General features: G+C 43.7%; 13 protein-coding genes. 8 read left to right on the top strand and 5 right to left on the bottom strand.

Annotated elements, in window-relative coordinates:
* Positions 1-10: 10 nt before the first annotated feature.
* From ACIGBM_RS09165 to ACIGBM_RS09175, 3 genes are all read left to right on the top strand, one after another.
* The gene (locus tag ACIGBM_RS09165; RefSeq protein WP_397477523.1) at positions 11-1864 is read left to right on the top strand and encodes an ABC transporter ATP-binding protein; all 1854 of its coding nucleotides are present in this window, start codon (positions 11-13) and stop codon (positions 1862-1864) included.
* A 71-nt stretch (positions 1865-1935) separates the two neighbouring features.
* Positions 1936-2562: a GNAT family N-acetyltransferase gene (locus ACIGBM_RS09170; RefSeq protein ID WP_397477524.1), complete on the top strand. Its 627-nt coding sequence runs from the start codon at positions 1936-1938 to the stop codon at positions 2560-2562.
* Positions 2563-2705: 143 nt separating this feature from the next.
* Positions 2706-4232 (top strand): bifunctional 2-methylcitrate dehydratase/aconitate hydratase, encoded by a 1527-nt coding sequence (locus ACIGBM_RS09175; protein WP_397477525.1) that lies wholly within the window; start codon positions 2706-2708, stop codon positions 4230-4232.
* Between the two features lie 38 nt (positions 4233-4270).
* On the opposite strand, the gene ACIGBM_RS09180 is transcribed toward ACIGBM_RS09175, so the two are convergent.
* Positions 4271-5062, bottom strand: a complete 792-nt coding sequence (locus ACIGBM_RS09180; protein ID WP_397477526.1) for an SDR family oxidoreductase — start codon at positions 5060-5062, stop codon at positions 4271-4273.
* Between the two features lie 219 nt (positions 5063-5281).
* On the opposite strand from ACIGBM_RS09180, the gene ACIGBM_RS09185 reads away from it, so the two are divergent.
* The 3 genes from ACIGBM_RS09185 to ACIGBM_RS09195 all read left to right on the top strand — a co-directional run bounded on the left by ACIGBM_RS09185 (position 5282) and on the right by ACIGBM_RS09195 (position 9660).
* Positions 5282-6685, top strand: a complete 1404-nt coding sequence (locus tag ACIGBM_RS09185) for a DUF2868 domain-containing protein (protein ID WP_397477527.1) — start codon at positions 5282-5284, stop codon at positions 6683-6685.
* Between the two features lie 75 nt (positions 6686-6760).
* Positions 6761-7744 carry a sterol desaturase family protein gene (locus ACIGBM_RS09190; protein ID WP_397477528.1) on the top strand — a complete coding sequence of 328 codons (984 nt, stop codon included), beginning with the start codon at positions 6761-6763 and terminating at the stop codon, positions 7742-7744.
* Positions 7745-7983: 239 nt separating this feature from the next.
* Positions 7984-9660, top strand: coding sequence for a DUF3482 domain-containing protein (locus ACIGBM_RS09195; protein WP_397477529.1), 1677 nt, complete (start codon positions 7984-7986; stop codon positions 9658-9660).
* 25 nt (positions 9661-9685) lie between these two features.
* Here the strand turns inward: ACIGBM_RS09195 and ACIGBM_RS09200 are convergent, their stop codons facing one another.
* The 3 genes from ACIGBM_RS09200 to ACIGBM_RS09210 all read right to left on the bottom strand — a co-directional run bounded on the left by ACIGBM_RS09200 (position 9686) and on the right by ACIGBM_RS09210 (position 12885).
* Positions 9686-10702, bottom strand: a complete 1017-nt coding sequence (locus tag ACIGBM_RS09200) for an ArsA family ATPase (protein ID WP_397477530.1) — start codon at positions 10700-10702, stop codon at positions 9686-9688.
* A 73-nt stretch (positions 10703-10775) separates the two neighbouring features.
* Entirely contained in the window at positions 10776-11087 is a 312-nt protein-coding gene (locus ACIGBM_RS09205; protein WP_397477531.1) for a cory-CC-star protein, read from the bottom strand.
* 115 nt (positions 11088-11202) lie between these two features.
* Complete coding sequence (locus ACIGBM_RS09210; protein ID WP_057760164.1) at positions 11203-12885, bottom strand: carbon starvation protein A; 1683 nt, start codon at positions 12883-12885, stop codon at positions 11203-11205.
* 302 nt (positions 12886-13187) lie between these two features.
* Between ACIGBM_RS09210 and ACIGBM_RS09215 the strand changes: the two genes are divergently transcribed.
* Both ACIGBM_RS09215 and ACIGBM_RS09220 read left to right on the top strand, forming a co-directional pair.
* Positions 13188-13856, top strand: coding sequence for a hypothetical protein (locus ACIGBM_RS09215; protein ID WP_238069025.1), 669 nt, complete (start codon positions 13188-13190; stop codon positions 13854-13856).
* A 102-nt stretch (positions 13857-13958) separates the two neighbouring features.
* On the top strand, positions 13959-14522 hold the full coding sequence (locus tag ACIGBM_RS09220; RefSeq protein ID WP_057760160.1) for a hypoxanthine-guanine phosphoribosyltransferase: 564 nt from the start codon (positions 13959-13961) through the stop codon (positions 14520-14522).
* Positions 14523-14627: 105 nt separating this feature from the next.
* Here the strand turns inward: ACIGBM_RS09220 and recD are convergent, their stop codons facing one another.
* On the bottom strand, positions 14628-16838 hold the full coding sequence (gene recD / locus ACIGBM_RS09225; RefSeq protein WP_397477532.1) for an exodeoxyribonuclease V subunit alpha: 2211 nt from the start codon (positions 16836-16838) through the stop codon (positions 14628-14630).
* Positions 16839-16903 lie beyond the last annotated feature (65 nt).

A 16903-nucleotide genomic window follows, 5' to 3' on the forward strand; every position in this document is an offset into this window, starting at 1 on the left:
ATAAAAATACATGCCAACATCTCCCCAACCCCGCCGCGTACAGTTAAACAAGAAAGCTCCAGTCGAAAAGAAAGAACGGCGGGCACTACTGTGGGATATCTTAAAAAAACTGGCGGTATTTGCTAAACCTTATCGCTTGCTTATTATCGCTACCTTGGCGCTGACCGTATTAGGCTCCTTTACGGCTCAGGTCAATGCGTTTGTACTGCGTTATACCGTCGATACCTTGACCGAAATTGCTACGCTTGCCGAGCCATGGCAGGCAGGTTTGCGTATGTTAGGTATTATTAGCGCGGTCTTGCTAACTAAAGAGATCCTGTCGATATTTATCTCTTTTGGTCAGCGTTTTTTTGGTGAAAAGATTCGTATCAACTTATCTCGTGACTTGTCTCAAAAAATCATTGAGCGCATCCTTACCTATCGGATGGCGTTTTATACCAGTAGTGAAAACGACAGTGGTAAATTGCAAACCCGTATTGATTATGGGGTCAGCAGTTTAACCAGCCTCGTGCAAAATTTCTTTATCGACATGCTACCGCTATTTGCCAATGCAATTGTGGCACTTATCATTATGTTTTCGACCAATTTTTGGGTTGGCATGGTCGGTCTTATTATCATACCCATTTACTTCTTTATCAGCCAAAAGCAAGCACGGCGTTTGCAAGGGTTTCGTCGGCAGATGCGTGGGTTTCGAGAAGCCAAAAGCGGTTTGGTGATCTCTTTAATTAATTCGATCAGCGTGGTGAAATCCTTTGTCCGTGAGTCAATTGAGGCTGAGAAGCACTTAGCCATTCAAAAAGAAATGACCGACAATCAACTACGCATTCGTAGTATTGGCTTTATTTATGATGCCATCAAAACCTTTATCGAGCAGATTGGTGTGGTGGTTATCATCCTTCTCACCGCTTATTTTGTGCTAAAAGGCGAGATGACCATTGGCATGATTTTGTTTCATGTCATGCTATTTCAGAACGTCGCCGCCCCTATCCGTCAATTACACCGCATCTACGACCAGATAAATAATGCATTGACCTATGCCGAAGGTTTTTTTGATATTTTAGAAGATGACAAACAAGTCGAAAACATCGATGGCATCAGTAGCGAAAACCTCAAAGGTCATATCGAGCTTAAAAACGTTGATTTTACCTATCCTAATGGCACGCAAGCGCTAAAAAACGTCAGCTTTACTATCAAGCCCAATCGTATCACCGCGTTGGTTGGCCTTTCTGGCGCAGGAAAGAGCACGATTATCAATCTATTGGTCAAGTTCTATGCCCCAGACGCTGGCACGATTTGCCTAGATGGGCATGATTTGGCTGACTGTGATACCCACGAGTTGCGTCAGCGCATCGGCCTAGTACTACAGAGTAATCATATTTTTTCGGGTACGATCAGTGAAAACATCCGCTATGGGGATATGAATGCTAGCGAAGATGACATCATCGTGGCTGCAAAAAAAGCCTCTATCCACGAGCAGATCATAGGGTTAGCTGATGGCTATGAGAGCACTGCTAAGTCCTTATCAGGTGGTCAACAGCAGCGTATTGCGCTCGCAAGGATGTTTTTAAAAGACCCACCTATTGTGTTTTTGGACGAGCCGACAGCCAGTCTAGACGCTATCGCCAGTCAGCAGGTCAAAAAAAGCCTAGATTTGATCAAAAAAGACCGTACCGTCATTATGGTCTCGCACAATATCGCTCAAATTATCGATGCCGACGATCTCGTAGTGATAGAAAATGGCGAAGTGGTTGAGACAGGTACACATGAAGTACTTTATGCCCAACGCGGCAAGTACTTTGAAATCTTTAGCGCTATGTCTGATAGCCTAAACTTAGACAAAATCAGCCAGACCCTAAACGGTTAGGAATGGTTAATGCCTGCCTAAATCGTTATAATGCCAATCTTTTACTGCCTATTGCCAGAAGCTAGCCCACTATGACTTGTGAATTTTCTTTAAAAACCTTTGACGAGCTGACCTCAGTTGATTTGTACCATATTTTAAAGGCGCGCTCGCAAGTGTTTGTCGTCGAACAAAACTGTGCCTATCAAGATATGGATGAAGTGGATTTTGATTGTTTGCACCTAATCGCTCATCAAAACGCAGCATTGGTGGGCTATTGCCGTATTATCCCACCTGAGTTTAATAAGCTAAAATCCAATCTATCAGTAGCTGATCCTACCATTAAGACCAACCACACTGCGATGCCTGCTATCGGTAGAGTGCTTGTGCTATCAGAGCATAGAGGTGATGGTCTAGCACGGCAAATGATGAATCAGGCTATTGCACAGTGCCGCAAAAAGTACGGTAAAAAGCGTCCGATTATCATCTCGGCACAGGTTTACTTACTTAGTTTTTATGAGTCGTTAGGTTTTGTGCCTGAAGGCGAGCACTACCTCGAGGACAATATCGAGCATGTAAAAATGGTGCTATACGTTGCTAAGAAAAACAAAATCAAAAAAGAGAGCACGGATACTGCGTCAACCACGACTAAAGTGTTAAGTTTCCTGCTGTTTATCATGGCCGCTTTGTTTGTTTTAGGTCTGTTGTACTTAATGATTTAGACCGCTGCTAACATCTTAATTCTTAACATAATTCAAATTGGTTGTTCCATATTGAGTGTGCTACTTTTAAATAATGATTCCTTTAAAAGGACGGCTGAGATAATCAGTCAAGGAAGTAGCACACTCAGGATGAGGAACCAACCATGTCAAATACCAATTCAAATAAAAATGATGCAACGGTAGAGAGCAACATCCGTCCAGAATATGACGATGAAATTCAAAAAATCGCCGATTACGTTCTCAACTATTCAATAGACGAGCAGTCCCCAAACCCTACTGATGCGTGGAATACCGCGCGCCACTGTCTAATGGACACGCTTGGCTGTGGCTTACTTGCGCTGCGCTTCCCTGAGTGCACCAAGCACTTGGGGCCTGATTGTCCCGATCAAATAACGCCGCATGGCGCTCGCGTCCCTGGCACCTCCTATAGACTAGACCCCATCAAGGCCGCCTTCGACATTGGCTGTATGGTGCGCTGGCTTGACTATAACGATACGTGGCTTGCTGCTGAATGGGGCCATCCTTCTGATAATCTGGGTGGTATCTTGGCAGTCGCCGACTATATTAGTCAAAAAAATATCAGCCAAGGACAAGCACCATTAACCATGAGAGCAGTGCTTGAAGCCATGATCATGGCGCATGAAATTCAAGGCGTACTGGCACTCGAAAACTCATTCAACCGTGTGGGGCTCGATCATGTTTTTTTGGTCAAGTTAGCATCAACAGCAGTCGTTGCAAAACTTTATCAGCTGCCACGTGAGCGCATCATGGCAGCCATCTCACAAGCTATCGTCGATGGTCAGGCACTGCGCACCTATCGGCATGCACCCAATGCTGGCAGCCGAAAATCATGGGCGGCAGGTGATGCAACCAGTCGTGCGGTACGTCTGGTAGATATAACGGCACGTGGTGAAATGGGTATTCCTGGCGCATTAACCGCACCGCAGTGGGGATTCTATGATGTGCTATTTAGCCATACCAATAAGGATCTAGCGACAAAGCCTGAAGACGATCGTCGCTTTAAATTCCAGCGGGATTTTGGTAGTTACGTGATGGAAAACATCTTATTTAAAATAAGCTTTCCAGCTGAATTTCACGCGCAGACTGCTTGTGAAGCCGCTGTGATTCTGCACCCACACATCGAAGACAGAATCGACGATATTGAGAGAATTGTCCTAACTACCCATGACTCAGCGATTCGCATCATCTCAAAAGAAGGCGCACTTGCCAATCCAGCCGATCGAGATCACTGTTTGCAGTATATGGTGGCTGTGCCGTTGTTGACAGGCGATCTGATGGCAGAGAACTACGAGGATGACTATCACGAACAGCATTTGTCAATCGATGAGCTGCGCAGCAAGATGTTTGTAGAAGAAAACGCGCAGTATTCAAAAGACTATCATGACCCAAGCAAGCGCTCTATCGCTAATGCCATTCAAGTATTTTTTAACGATGGCAGCAGTACAGAAAAAGTGGCTGTTGAATATCCTATCGGGCATAAACGCCGCCGCGCTGAGGGCATCCCTGTACTGGAAGCCAAGTTCCACGCCAGTCTAGCCACTCGTTTTATCGAAAGTCGCTGTCAGCAGATCATTGAGTTATGCGACGATCAAGAAAGACTGGAGCAGACGCCTGTTAATGAGTTTATGGCGCTGTTTGAAGCGTATTAGATTGATGGCTTACTAGTACGCTAGCGTCAGTTTGATGGCTACCAAGGTATTGACTCTCCTGCCCAATCGACAAAACTGCCTGACTGGGTAGCAGTCATACCTGAGAGTACTTCCAATAAGCATTCCGCGCTATACGCTGGCGAGAATAGATGTCCCTCAACGACATTGCCTTGAAATGGCGCGGATAGTTGGGTATTGACGGTGCCGGGTTGCATGACCACCACACACACATCTTTAAGTGATCTGCCCCATTCAATACTCAGGTTTTTCATCCCCATATTAAGAGCCGCCTTACTCATTCTATAGCTATACCAGCCGCCTAGTTGATTGTCAGTGATGCTACCGACGCGGGCTGATACGGTCGCAAAAATAGCAGGATGATTGGCGCTGCGAGTAGCCTTGGCGAGCAACGGTTTGATGTGTTTAGCTATCAGCAAACTGGCTAGCGCATTGATTTGCATGTTTTGCAAAAAGAACTCCGTTTCCATCTGTCGCAAGGCCTTTTCCGGCTGCGCTGTCTCTGTATGCAATAATCCTACGCAATTGATTACCCAGTCTACATGACCGACCATCTGTTTGATTGTATCGGCAGCTTTTTTAATACTATCCTCATCACTGACATTCATTGGTAGCCAGTGCAGGTTTTCTGCTTCAATGTTTGGCTCATTTCGATGATAAGTAGCAAATACTTGTGTGCTCTGGCTATGTTTATTTTGACTGTCCGTCTGACTCACAGTCGTTTTTTGTATTAGCTGCTGTACCATGGCTTGACCAATGCCGCCTGTTCCGCCGATGATAAGATAGGTTTTATTATTCATTTCGTTATTCATATGGCACCTTCCTTTTTTTGATATGTCTCTTTTATACGTTTTTTGACACGATTTGGTTTCATTTATTCATTTTGGCTGACTTTATAAGCGTTTACTATGATAAAAATAATACAAGTCATCCTTATTCTATATACGCTACAATAATCTATAACGATTAGAACGCGCATTTTTTGCTTCCTATTTCTTATATTGACGCTTTCATACGGATATTATCGCATTATGCTATCACCCCAAGATCAACTGACCGAGCTGGTACGTGCCTTAGAGACCGATCAGCACGTTTTTGCCACTGACCCGTTATTAATCACGGAAAAGCTACAGGGCGAGGACGGTACGCCTATCCAAAAGCTGCATCGACGAGCGTCACGTATAGACAGCAACGGGGCGCTTGCGCGTGTACTGGGTAAGATTGACGGCCGTATAAAAGGCATCATGATTGTTATGAGCGTGGTGTGGTGCATCTCCGGATTTCTAGGGTTATTTACCCTATTGCAGTCCAATGTTGTGAATTTCTTTTATGTGTTGGTCTGTCTGCTTGGTTTTCATACCATTATGCTTGGTGGCTGGCTTGTCATGACCCTTGTCAATCGAGATCAGCAATCGCCCAGTTGGTTTGCGAGCTTTGTCAGTCCAAGTTATCTCATACGCGGTAAGGACGATGTGACCAAAGCGGCCGTCGATCTGTATGAACGCCAGTTGCAGCACAGCGGTATGCGCTGGTATTTGGGCAGATTTAGCCATCAGTTGTGGCTCGCGACATTGACGGGGATGCTGCTTGCGATTATATTTTTGCTGGTTGTACGTCAGTATAGCTTTAGCTGGGAGTCAACCCTACTCTCTGATCAAGCGTTGGTGAGCTTGACTCAGGTATTAGGCTGGCTACCTAGTATGGTGGGATTTGGTGTACCAGACAGTACGGCAATCGCACAGAGCAGGCTTGTCACCGAGGCGATGCCGCTGTCTGTTGCACGCCAGTGGGCAGGATTGTTGGTTGGTAGCTTGCTGATGTACGGCATTGTCCCTCGAGCGATAGCATGGGCGTTTTGTGCAATGATGTTCCGCCGCAAAAAAATGCGTTTGGATATCAAACAGCCGTATTATCAAAAAATCCTAAACTTTTGGCAGCGGCACGTGGTGGATGCTGATGACTTTACAGAAGCACTAGCCCCTATCGCCCCAAAAGCGACGGTCAGTGCGGGCAAGAAATTAGTTGCTCTACTTGAATACCCTGCAGATCAGGACAAATGGTGGCAGTCAGGGCTTGATGGCAGTAGCCATAGTCTTGAAAAATTAAGTGAGGTTGAGAATTTTGGTATCGTTGATGACCGTGATGATATGGCACGGCTTAAAAACTATCTAGATAACCATCCTGTACAGGTCTTGCTTGGCATTCATAGCAAAGCACTGCCCGACCGCGGTACGCTACGTAAGCTCGATCAAATCGCTGCTCACGCCAAAGATGGGCTTATCGTACAACTGCTTGGTGATAATAGCGATTCTACAAGATTGACTGACACGCGTACGGATGATGAGCCACTAGACAAACAAACCGTTCGCTATCAGCAGTGGCAAACGGCGCTCTCTGCACGAAAAATTGGCTTGGTTGACTCAAGCGCTCAATAAATTCTAATGATTAATATGGCACTACCCTCTAAACTTATTGTGACAAGGATGTTTTATAGTGGCTAGGAGCCCAATATGGCAGCAGATATCTCCTTAGATAATTCCCTTATGAGCTTGGGTCAGTATGGTCAATTATTGGATGGTTACCGAGAGGCATTAAACCAAAGCATATTGACGGCTGCGCCAGAGTCGTGGCAGCCAATGCTGGCAAGCATTCTACCTGCGTATTGGCAGGAGTGGCTGCTACCGCTGGCTGGCGGCCCATTTTTCTTATTATTTTTAGCAGAATGGCTGTATCAGTCCAAGCGTGGCAATGCTAAAAGCTTTAGCTGGCGACGTGCGATGACCAATTTTAGCTTAGGCGGCTCTTATTTAGGGTTTGAATTGATTGTCCAAGCGCTTATCGTCATACCTATCTGCTTATGGTTATATCAATATCGCTTATTTACTATTGAGGTGACATGGCTTACCGCCATTCCTATATTCGTTGCGGTTGAGTTTAGCTATTACTGGTTCCATCGTGCGTCACACCGTATGAATTGGTTTTGGTCAGCGCATGTCGTGCACCATTCAGATGACCATATGAATCTGTCCACCGCCATGCGTCAAAGCCTGCTGTACTCAGTGACGGGTTGGTGGTTATTCTTTGTGCCGCTGATGCTGCTTGGTGTACATCCAGTGTGGGTGTTTTTCTTTTACGCGCTTGATCTTATTTATCAATTCTTTATTCATACTGAAACCGTGGGCAAATTTCCCAAATGGTTTGAGTATGTCTTTGATACCCCATCCAACCACCGTGCCCATCATGGCACCAACGACGAATACATTGACCAAAATTATGGCGGCGTACTCATTATTTTTGATCGCTGGTTTGGCACTTATGTAGAAGAAGATACGGTCAACAACCCTGTCAAATATGGTGCCGTTGGTGAAACTAGCCACGATAATATTATTAGCCTGATATTTGGGGTCTTTTACCGTATGTGGCAGCGGTTTTTTCGTGCCAAAGGGTTCAAGAAAAAGCTAAAGGTACTGCTGCGTCCACCTAGTGCTGTCTAATATAGTCAATTCTCTATAAATTGGATACGGTGTCAGTCTCGCTTAGCCTACTACTTGTAGTGCTTTCACTCGGCTTCCTTGTATCCAATTTATAGAGAATTGACTAAAGCCTGATTATAAATGCGTGGACTACGATTTATGATATGACAATACGCATTCATAACCGATACTCAATCATATTTGTTTTACAATAAATGGCTACTGTGTGTTTTTGCCATCAATAAATATAAGACGTTACTATGAATAATGACAATAACAATAATCGTGAGAATAATAAGCCTGCAGGTCTCTTTGCGGACAAAGCTTATGAGCCGACCCCTGATGTTTCAAGTATTCCTTCAGACAACACCTCAAAATCCACAGTAGCTCAGTCAATAGCTACTCAGGATAATCAACCTGTATCAACCGATACATCAGCAACGACAGCACCAGCGTCAAGGGTAACAAAGAAAACGATTGCCAGTGGTGAACCGCTTAAATTAGCCGTTGTCGGTCATACCAATACGGGCAAAACCTCTATATTGCGCACGTTATTGCGTGACGTATATTTTGGTGAAGTCAAAAACGAAGCTGCGACCACACGGCATGTCGAGCAGGCTCAATTGACAGATAGCCAAACTGGCGAAGTCTTAGTTGCACTATACGACACACCTGGTCTGGAAGATGCTTCAGGGCTTATGGATTGGCTAGAGGACAATACCGCCAGTCGCCGTGATGGTATTGAACGCTTGCAGCAGTTTTTGGCGGCGGATATTGCTCAAGGTTCAGACAGCTATGACTTGCCCTATGATTATAGCCAAGAAGCCAAAGTGATTCGTCAGTTGCTGACAAGTGATATGGCCATTTACGTGGTAGATGCTCGTGAGCCTGTATTGGGTAAATATAAAGATGAGCTAGCGATTTTGTCTTGGGCTGCGATTCCTGTGATGCCCGTTTTTAATTTCACAGACAGTCAGAATGCCAATATCGATGACTGGCAGACTATGCTGGCAAGACGCAATCTGCATATTTCAACGCGTTTCGATTCGGTCGCGTTTGAGTTTGAAGATGAGATGCGTCTATGGAAAAACCTAGCCACCATGCTTACTCACTCTGAAATGCTTGAGCAGCTGATGCAACGTCGAACGGAGGATTGGGCGCAGCTGTATGACGAGGCCAATATCATCATCGCTGATTTTTTATTGAATGTTGCTGCCTTTGTACGCGAGATCAATGAAGATGACGACCCATTGCCTGTGTTACAGCAAATGCAAGAAGCGGTCAGGCAAAGTGAGCGTGCGATGCAGCATAACTTACTTAACCTCTACAAGTTCTATGATAATGCTGTCTCGGCAACGCCGCTTGAGCTACAAGCCTATCAACAAGACCCATTCGACCCTGAACTACTCAAAAGTTATGGCATCCGTACAACGTCTGGTGCCGCTGCTGGTGCGCTGCTCGGATTGGGCATTGATGCGGCAGCACTAGGCACTACATTAGGGTTGGGTGCTGCAATAGGCGGTATCGCAGGCGGGTTGCTATCGAATACCAGCAGTATTGCCGATAGGATTACTGGGGTAAAACGCTTATATATCGATCCTGCTACGTTGACGCTATTAGCCACGCGAGCATTAGACCTTCTCACTGCCTTACGTCATCGTGGTCATGCTGCTACAGATGCCACTCAGTTATTATATAAAGGCGAAAACAGCAGTCTTGGAACGTCGCTAACTGACGACAGTGACCATGCAGATGAAGACAATAATCCAATTACTGTATGGCCGGCTCATAAATTACCAAGTGAGCTTAAAAAAGCCCGAGGTAAACCGCAATGGTCATCGCTCAGCAGCGGCAAGTCTGAACAAGCTCAGTTATTACGCACAGACATGGCATGGTCGCTGTCAGGCAAACTACAGTCGTATAAGCGTGAGTCATAAATTACTAGCTAACTATCTATGCACCCTATGCACTTAACAACGCACTTAATGCATCAGTGCCACGTACATCCGTCTGTTGCAGATAGATTGGATACAGCGGGTACTTGGTAAAGCTTTGTTCGATATCCTGCAGTAGATGCTGCTGACGATCAGCGCGGCGTCGCCAAAACTCATCCGACTGCGCAGTTGATATCAGCTGATTGATGACGATTGCTGCTGGCATGAGCTTACTATCTTCTAATTGCTCGATAGCGCGCTTGGTCTCAGCCAATGGTAAGACGTCAGCGGTCATCACCAATACAATCGCTGTTTGTGTACGGTCATGTAATAGCAATCCTGCTTGGCGGAACAATTGCTTGCGCTTTTCTAATACTGAAACAGCTTGCTCCCAGCGATCTGATTTTTTTGCTGCAAAGGGATTGGCTACATCGTTCTTTTGAGCGCCGTTTTTCTGATTGTGACTGTCCAAATGCGTCGCCACCGAACGTAGTTTGGCTTGTCGTCGCTGCTGTGCAAGCAGCCCATCCGTCCATGCCCCCATCATTTCTGGTAATACCAATAATCGCAAAGTATGACCTGTCGGTGCGGTATCAAAGATGATGTGTTCATACCCAGCATCTGCCGCTTCGACTAAATGGTGACACATGGATTCGAGCATCGCGGCTTCTTGAGCGCCAGGTGCCGACTTAGATAGCCTCAGATGCTCACGAATTTTTGGCATCATATCTGGGTTGGCATAAGCTTTAATTGTACGTTCAACTTGAGCAAAATGTTCATCGACAATCACATCAGGATTTAACTCAATCGCATCTAGATAAGGTGATATCACCGTTTTCTCATTATTGAGTCGTACATTCAATACATCGCCCAAACTATGTGCCGGATCGGTTGAGACAATTAAGGTTTTTTGCTGCTGGCTTGCATAGTAGCTGGCTAGAGCTGCTGCTGTGGTAGTCTTCCCTACACCACCTTTGCCGCCGATAAATATAATCGGTTGTGTCTCTAACTGCTCTACCAATCCATGTAAAGGGTGTAATGCCATATCGTTATCTCGTATTTTGTATCATTATCTAATAAATGCTTAGCTACTTTTTTATATAATCAATCCACTACTGTTAGCAGCAGCCGACGTGGTCAAATGGACATCTATCCATTCCCATACGTGTATGCCACTCATGAAAGTTCTCTAAAAATAATGGTTGTAGCTCTAATGTATAAAAGCTGGCGGGATTATCAATACCCAAGCTCTCAGCAAACATGAGTAACATAAAAAAATCTTCTTCATCACGTGCCGCGCGTGCCATCGTCTGACGATAAGGCGCATGATAAAACTCATTTAGTCCACTCTTAAACCGTTGCCACCATGGTTGAGTGTTCTCTAGTGGTTGAACATTTTCTATATTATCTGATGTGTCTTTATTTTCCATAATGTGCTCGTATTTTACTTAATTCTTATGATCCATCATGCCTATATGATACAAAAAACGCCAGCAATTGCTGCTAGCGTTTTTTATTAAACAGACACTCAATATGGTTTAACGTTTAAACCTCACCGCTTTTACCTTTATGTAGTGACCACTCTTTTCGTAGTACAGACAAACTCTCAAACGTCACTAAAATAGTTGCGATTAAGATAATAATATCCATAATAATAAGTAGCCAATTACCATCAGTAAAGAAAGTTTTGAGCTGAATCAATAGTGCAAAGACAGTCATAACCAACAAGAACGACAATGGTGCTAAGGTGTACCAAACTGGCTTGCCCTTACGTAACAAGATAATGGTAACGATCATCAAGGTTAAGGCAGCCATTAACTGGTTGGTTGTACCAAATAGCGGCCAAATAATCATACCACCCGCGCCATCGATACCACCAGCACCGAACGCTAATAACAAACAGCTTCCGACAGCAAGTAACGTTGCAACGACACTCTTATTGAGTACGGGTAAATTATAAAATTCACCAAATTCTTGGAAAATATAACGTTGTAAACGTACGCCAGTATCCATCGTCGTACCAGCAAACAATGCAGCCATTACCGTAAGCATCGTCTGTGATAGCACCATGTCGATACCAACGCCGGCATTCAAGATGGTCGCACCGCCGTCGATGAACGCACCGATAGAGCCATCACCGAACTTTTGATAGACCGCTTGCCAATCGCCAAGCGTTGCAAAACCTGCGGTTGCTGCAAGAATTGCCCCAAGTGCTAGCATACCCTCACCCAATGCACCGAAGTAACCAACGAAACGAACGTCTTCTTCTTTATCAATTTGCTTAGAAGTGGTCCCTGTTGCGACCAAACCATGGAAACCTGATATGGCACCACAAGCAATTGTCACAAACAACAATGGTAGAAGTGACGGTGTATCCGCTGGTAATGCAGTGTTAACCGCTGGCGCGACAATATTAGGCGTGCCAATAAAAATAGCGGCATATAGTAGAATCAAACCGACAAATAACTGTAAGCCATTAATATAATCACGAGGTTGAAGCAGCATCCATACGGGCAACAACGACGCAATCGCTGCATAGGCGAACAAGATCAAGATCCATACCGCGTTATCAGGCAAACCCATCACGGTCTCAGGTAACACAATCGGGAACATAGGGCCAAGATAAATAAGCCCGTACAGGGCCGTTACCCCGATAATGGAAACCCAGACCAGATTCATATTGTAGCGATAGATACACTGCCCGATGATAAAGGCAACCACTAAGGCACCCCACACTGGCAATACCGCAGATGGCGTCTTGATCATCATATTGGCAATAGCTACGCCAAATACAGCATTAACCATCAGTAGTAATAAGAAAATGACAACCATCATCAAGCTGCGGACACGTGTGCCCATGACAGTACCAGCGATAGAGCCAATCGACTGACCTCTATTACGCATACTTGCCCAAATAGCAGACATATCATGTACGCCAGCCATAAAGATAGTACCTACCACTACCCAAATAATGGCAGGCACCCAGCCCCAAATAACCGCAATGGCAGGACCGATAATTGGTGCAGCCCCTGCTACTGACGTAAAGTGATGCCCCCACAATACATACTTATTGGTGGGAACATAATCAATCCCATCTTTCATCGTATGTGCGGGTGTAGGACGGCTGTTGTCCAATGCTAAAATTTTGGTGGCGATAAATTTTGAATAAAACACGTAGCCGCAGAGCATAGCGGCAACGGCGAATAGTAGTACGATAGCACTATTCATCTCATCTCTCCCTAGACAAGTAGTCAATAGCCTTATAAGTTCAAGCTTTTTGAATTAAAATATGAAAAATATGCTAAATTAGTGTGCGATGAGTGACTCAGCTCATCTATCGTTTAGGTAAATTCTAGCGATTTGCAAAATTATTACCAATCAACAAAGTCATTTATCTTATAACTAGGGCATGTCACTAATCAGCATTTGGTTTGATGAGCCTGAGACTAAAACTTTGTTTGAATAATAACCGATTTGGTGATAAATATAACGCAAGTAAGACATAAAAAACAACAAATAAAGGAAGTGCAATGGCACATTATTTTGGATTCGTACCCTCAGATAAACTAAAAGCTTTAATCAGTGAGGCCGAACAAGTCGTTGCTTCAAATGAGAATGTAGAGTACTACCCTTATCGCGATGCTCTTACGCATCAGACAGCGCGCGATCTTACTGATAATTTATTGGTTGGTTTGGTAGATATTATTCCTAACCCTGAGCGCCAAGCCTCTATGCGCAAAATTGTTGGAACGATTGAACGCGCGACAGATACTTTGCTCAATATCTTACTGGGTAAAGAAAACAACAAAGACGTGTTACCAAGTTTTCATTTTCTAAGAGATCACGCAACCTTTATTGATAATGAAGGTGTTAAACGTGTCGGCTTTAAACTATCAGAAAAAGATGCCAATACCATCACTGAAGGTTTTGCTGCTATCACGCCTGAACATGTAGATAGAGCCAAATTTAAAACCGCACTTGAAACCATGAACGAAGAAACATTGACCCACTTCATCAGTCGTTATGCCGAGACATTAAAGCTAGGCATGATCAAGCGTAAGTCAGTTCCAGTTGCCAAATCGGCAATTGATAAAGGCATGAGTATGGCACTTAATAAGCTATTACCTGACCTACCAAATGATTCATTGAATAGATTGGCCAATTATTACCGCCCATTTATTATAGAAAAGCCAGAATAACCCCAAAAGTTGGATTAATTTTGTCCCAAAAGTCATATGACGTTGGGCAAATTCACTAAAATTTGCTAAAATAAGCGGCACTTTTTACCAAAGGCGCACCCGATGACCCAAATCAGTAACCAAGAAATTGAAAAAACCTTACGCAACTCAGAGTGCCTTATCAGCAGTATCGAAGTAGCTGCTGCTTATGAGCGTTTGGCCGCTCAGCTCAATCTACATTATGCTGGTCTAAACCCAATTGTTATGGTCGTGATGAACGGCGGATTGATTCCAGCTGGTCAACTACTGACACACCTTACGTTCTACCATCGTATGCATTATATCCATGCGACCCGTTATCGTGATAACGAAGGTACTAATGAGCTTGATTGGAAATTCAAGCCTGATGTTAGTATCGAAGGTGAGCACGTATTGTTAATTGACGACATCTTTGACGAAGGTATTACCCTAAAAGCAGTTGTTGAAGAATTAAGCAAAGAAAAGCCTCTATCACTTGAGTCTTGTGTATTGCTTAACAAGCAACATGATCGCAAAGTTGCAGATTTCGATGTAGATTTTGTGGGTATTGATGTTGCAGATCGCTATGTTTACGGTTGTGGTATGGATTTCCATGGTTACTTGCGTCACCTACCAGGTATCTATGCAATCAAAGAAGACAAAGTTTAATTCTAGACTTAATTGATTAGAATAGTTAAATCCTAAAAAAGCATCCAAATTGGATGCTTTTTTATTGCGCTGACTTATTGCGCCGACAACAACTTGAATGAATCGTTAAAACTGTAATGCCAAACCTGTATGGCGTTCAGTCGGTGTTTGAACTGCTTTTTCTAAAGCGTGCTTGGTACTATATATCGTTACCTGCTTCTTAGCACGAGTCACTGCCGTATAGATAAGCTCTTTGCTCAGCAATCTTGCATGGCTGTTATCGAAAGTAATAGCCACATGATCAAATTCGGATCCTTGTGACTTATGAATGGTCATTGCATATGCCGTGGCTATCACCTCTTCATTTAGCAAATTAACAGCTATCCCTTGTGTCTTATTTTCAAAGAACACTTCTAATTGGCTCCTTTCATCTGATGTTTGTAAGCAGAAACCAATATCCCCATTAAATAGCCCAAGCTCATAGTTATTTTGTAGCACCATAACAGGACGTCCATGGAACCATATATTTTGACCCAATGGTAACTTTAACTCAGCAAGATACCATTGAGTAAGGTAGTTATTGATATAGCGGTCGCCCCATTCACCATTATGGCCAGCAGTGAGGATTCTAAATTGATTAAATACTTCCATTAACGAAGTGGTAGTATTTTTAACTGATTCTGGCACGGATTTTTCTATTGGATTTTTTAGTAAATTCTTAACTTTATTTACGTATGATTGGTAATTATTGGAGATTTTTGAAATAATTTTTTCTTTGCTTAGGCTATTTTCTATCTTGTTATTTGATAGGGACTCTGCTTGTAACGTATTAACATATTGGAAACTCAAAGCAGCGTCTTGCCTTAATAATTGCCAAATAGCTTGAAGATCTGTCTCTGCTTTATTGATTTGAGTGGCCAGTTTACCGATACCTGACTCGGCGCTAAATCGGCGGCTCTCTGTTAGCTCTGCATGTATAGGTTGCAATAGCGGAATGCGACAGAGATCAGCCAATACTGCTCCTGCATCGACGGCTGCTAACTGATTAGCATCGCCTAATAATATCAGCCTAGCACCTGGCTTTACCGCGCTCACAAGGTAATTAGCCAACTCAACTCCGAGCATAGATGCTTCATCAACGATGATAATATCTTCACCCAGTGGGTTGTTGACATCGTAGCGCGGTCTACCCGTTCTACCGATACCTAGTAGACGATGGATGGTTTTCGCCTCTTGCAACTGCAGCTCTACATTTGCGTCGTCTAAAGCCGCCTGCAGAGACTCTTGCATACGTTGGGCTGCCTTACCTGTTGGCGCTGCTAATGCTAGACTAGCACTGTCTGTACTAAATCTAATATGTTTAGACTCGTCTCCCCTACTCTCTGTCGCCTGTTGTAACGCTATAACCAATTGAGCAACGGTGTAGGTTTTACCTGTCCCTGGGCCACCAGTAATGATACTAAATGCATTATTGTTCGCCACATTGATAGCGGCTATCTGTTGGTCATTTAAGTTCTCAGGCGTGGTAATGTCTAAAGGCACTATCCGCTGATTCAAAATATGATTGATATGCTGTGCTAAATTAAACTCTGCCTGCCATGTGCGGTGTAGCCAAAATGTGATTTTCGAACTTTGGGTCTCTTTATTCTTGGTTATGTTATAAATAATTGGTTGATTATCTTTGCTTAGGCTATTTTGATGGTTGTTACAATTAGTGTTCGCATTAACATTAGCAAATAAAGCATGCTCATGGATTGAATGAACGAAAGTATTTAAGTCGCTATTTTTCAAGCGATGATATAACGTAGTTATCGCATCAAAACGTTTGATCAACGTCTCTTTTTCATGATTACTAAGTGCTAGCTGCGCCCACAGGTAATCTCGCTGACCAAACAAAGTATCTAGTAATACAAATAGCGATGTCTCCGTTGTAGTATCATCGTTTGATTGCGTGTCTAGTTGCGCTTTTATCTGAGTATCAATCAGCGCAAAAATTGGTGTTGCCAGTATCTGTAATAACTGCTGCTGCCATGTATATAACGTGACTATTTCCCCATTAATCTGACCTTGCATGGGAGCTTCATGATCGGCTGTATCAATCGTTAATACGGTGTGACCCTCTTCCAAATGAGCCGCTAAAATAACGAATAGAGCCGTAAATAAATCGCTATCTTTTGACTTACCGATTCTTCTATTTTCATCGTTTGTCTTTGCATCTGTTGCGTCATATGCTACATGTGTTTGCTGACGGCGCAGCAAAATATAATCACTGAGATTACTGGCCCAGCTCTCTTGTAAACTAATGGCTGACTTGCTCTTGTTGTTATTATTACTCATCGTATATTTATCTCTTATCAATCTGATTAACTGCTATAACAATTTTTATCTACCTAGTTGCTATA

Source organism: Psychrobacter sp. NPDC077938, from assembly GCF_044542635.1.
GTDB lineage: Bacteria > Pseudomonadota > Gammaproteobacteria > Pseudomonadales > Moraxellaceae > Psychrobacter.

Coding starts and splice junctions, on each gene's coding strand:
- ACIGBM_RS09170 (WP_397477524.1), top strand. CDS start 1,936: ATGACTTGTGAATTTTCTTTAAAAACCTTTGACGAGCTGACCTCAGTT.
- ACIGBM_RS09195 (WP_397477529.1), top strand. CDS start 7,984: ATGAATAATGACAATAACAATAATCGTGAGAATAATAAGCCTGCAGGT.
- ACIGBM_RS09210 (WP_057760164.1), bottom strand. CDS start 12,885: ATGAATAGTGCTATCGTACTACTATTCGCCGTTGCCGCTATGCTCTGC.
- ACIGBM_RS09175 (WP_397477525.1), top strand. CDS start 2,706: ATGTCAAATACCAATTCAAATAAAAATGATGCAACGGTAGAGAGCAAC.
- ACIGBM_RS09180 (WP_397477526.1), bottom strand. CDS start 5,062: ATGAATAACGAAATGAATAATAAAACCTATCTTATCATCGGCGGAACA.
- ACIGBM_RS09190 (WP_397477528.1), top strand. CDS start 6,761: ATGGCAGCAGATATCTCCTTAGATAATTCCCTTATGAGCTTGGGTCAG.
- ACIGBM_RS09205 (WP_397477531.1), bottom strand. CDS start 11,087: ATGGAAAATAAAGACACATCAGATAATATAGAAAATGTTCAACCACTA.
- ACIGBM_RS09215 (WP_238069025.1), top strand. CDS start 13,188: ATGGCACATTATTTTGGATTCGTACCCTCAGATAAACTAAAAGCTTTA.
- recD (WP_397477532.1), bottom strand. CDS start 16,838: ATGAGTAATAATAACAACAAGAGCAAGTCAGCCATTAGTTTACAAGAG.
- ACIGBM_RS09165 (WP_397477523.1), top strand. CDS start 11: ATGCCAACATCTCCCCAACCCCGCCGCGTACAGTTAAACAAGAAAGCT.
- ACIGBM_RS09185 (WP_397477527.1), top strand. CDS start 5,282: ATGCTATCACCCCAAGATCAACTGACCGAGCTGGTACGTGCCTTAGAG.
- ACIGBM_RS09200 (WP_397477530.1), bottom strand. CDS start 10,702: ATGGCATTACACCCTTTACATGGATTGGTAGAGCAGTTAGAGACACAA.
- ACIGBM_RS09220 (WP_057760160.1), top strand. CDS start 13,959: ATGACCCAAATCAGTAACCAAGAAATTGAAAAAACCTTACGCAACTCA.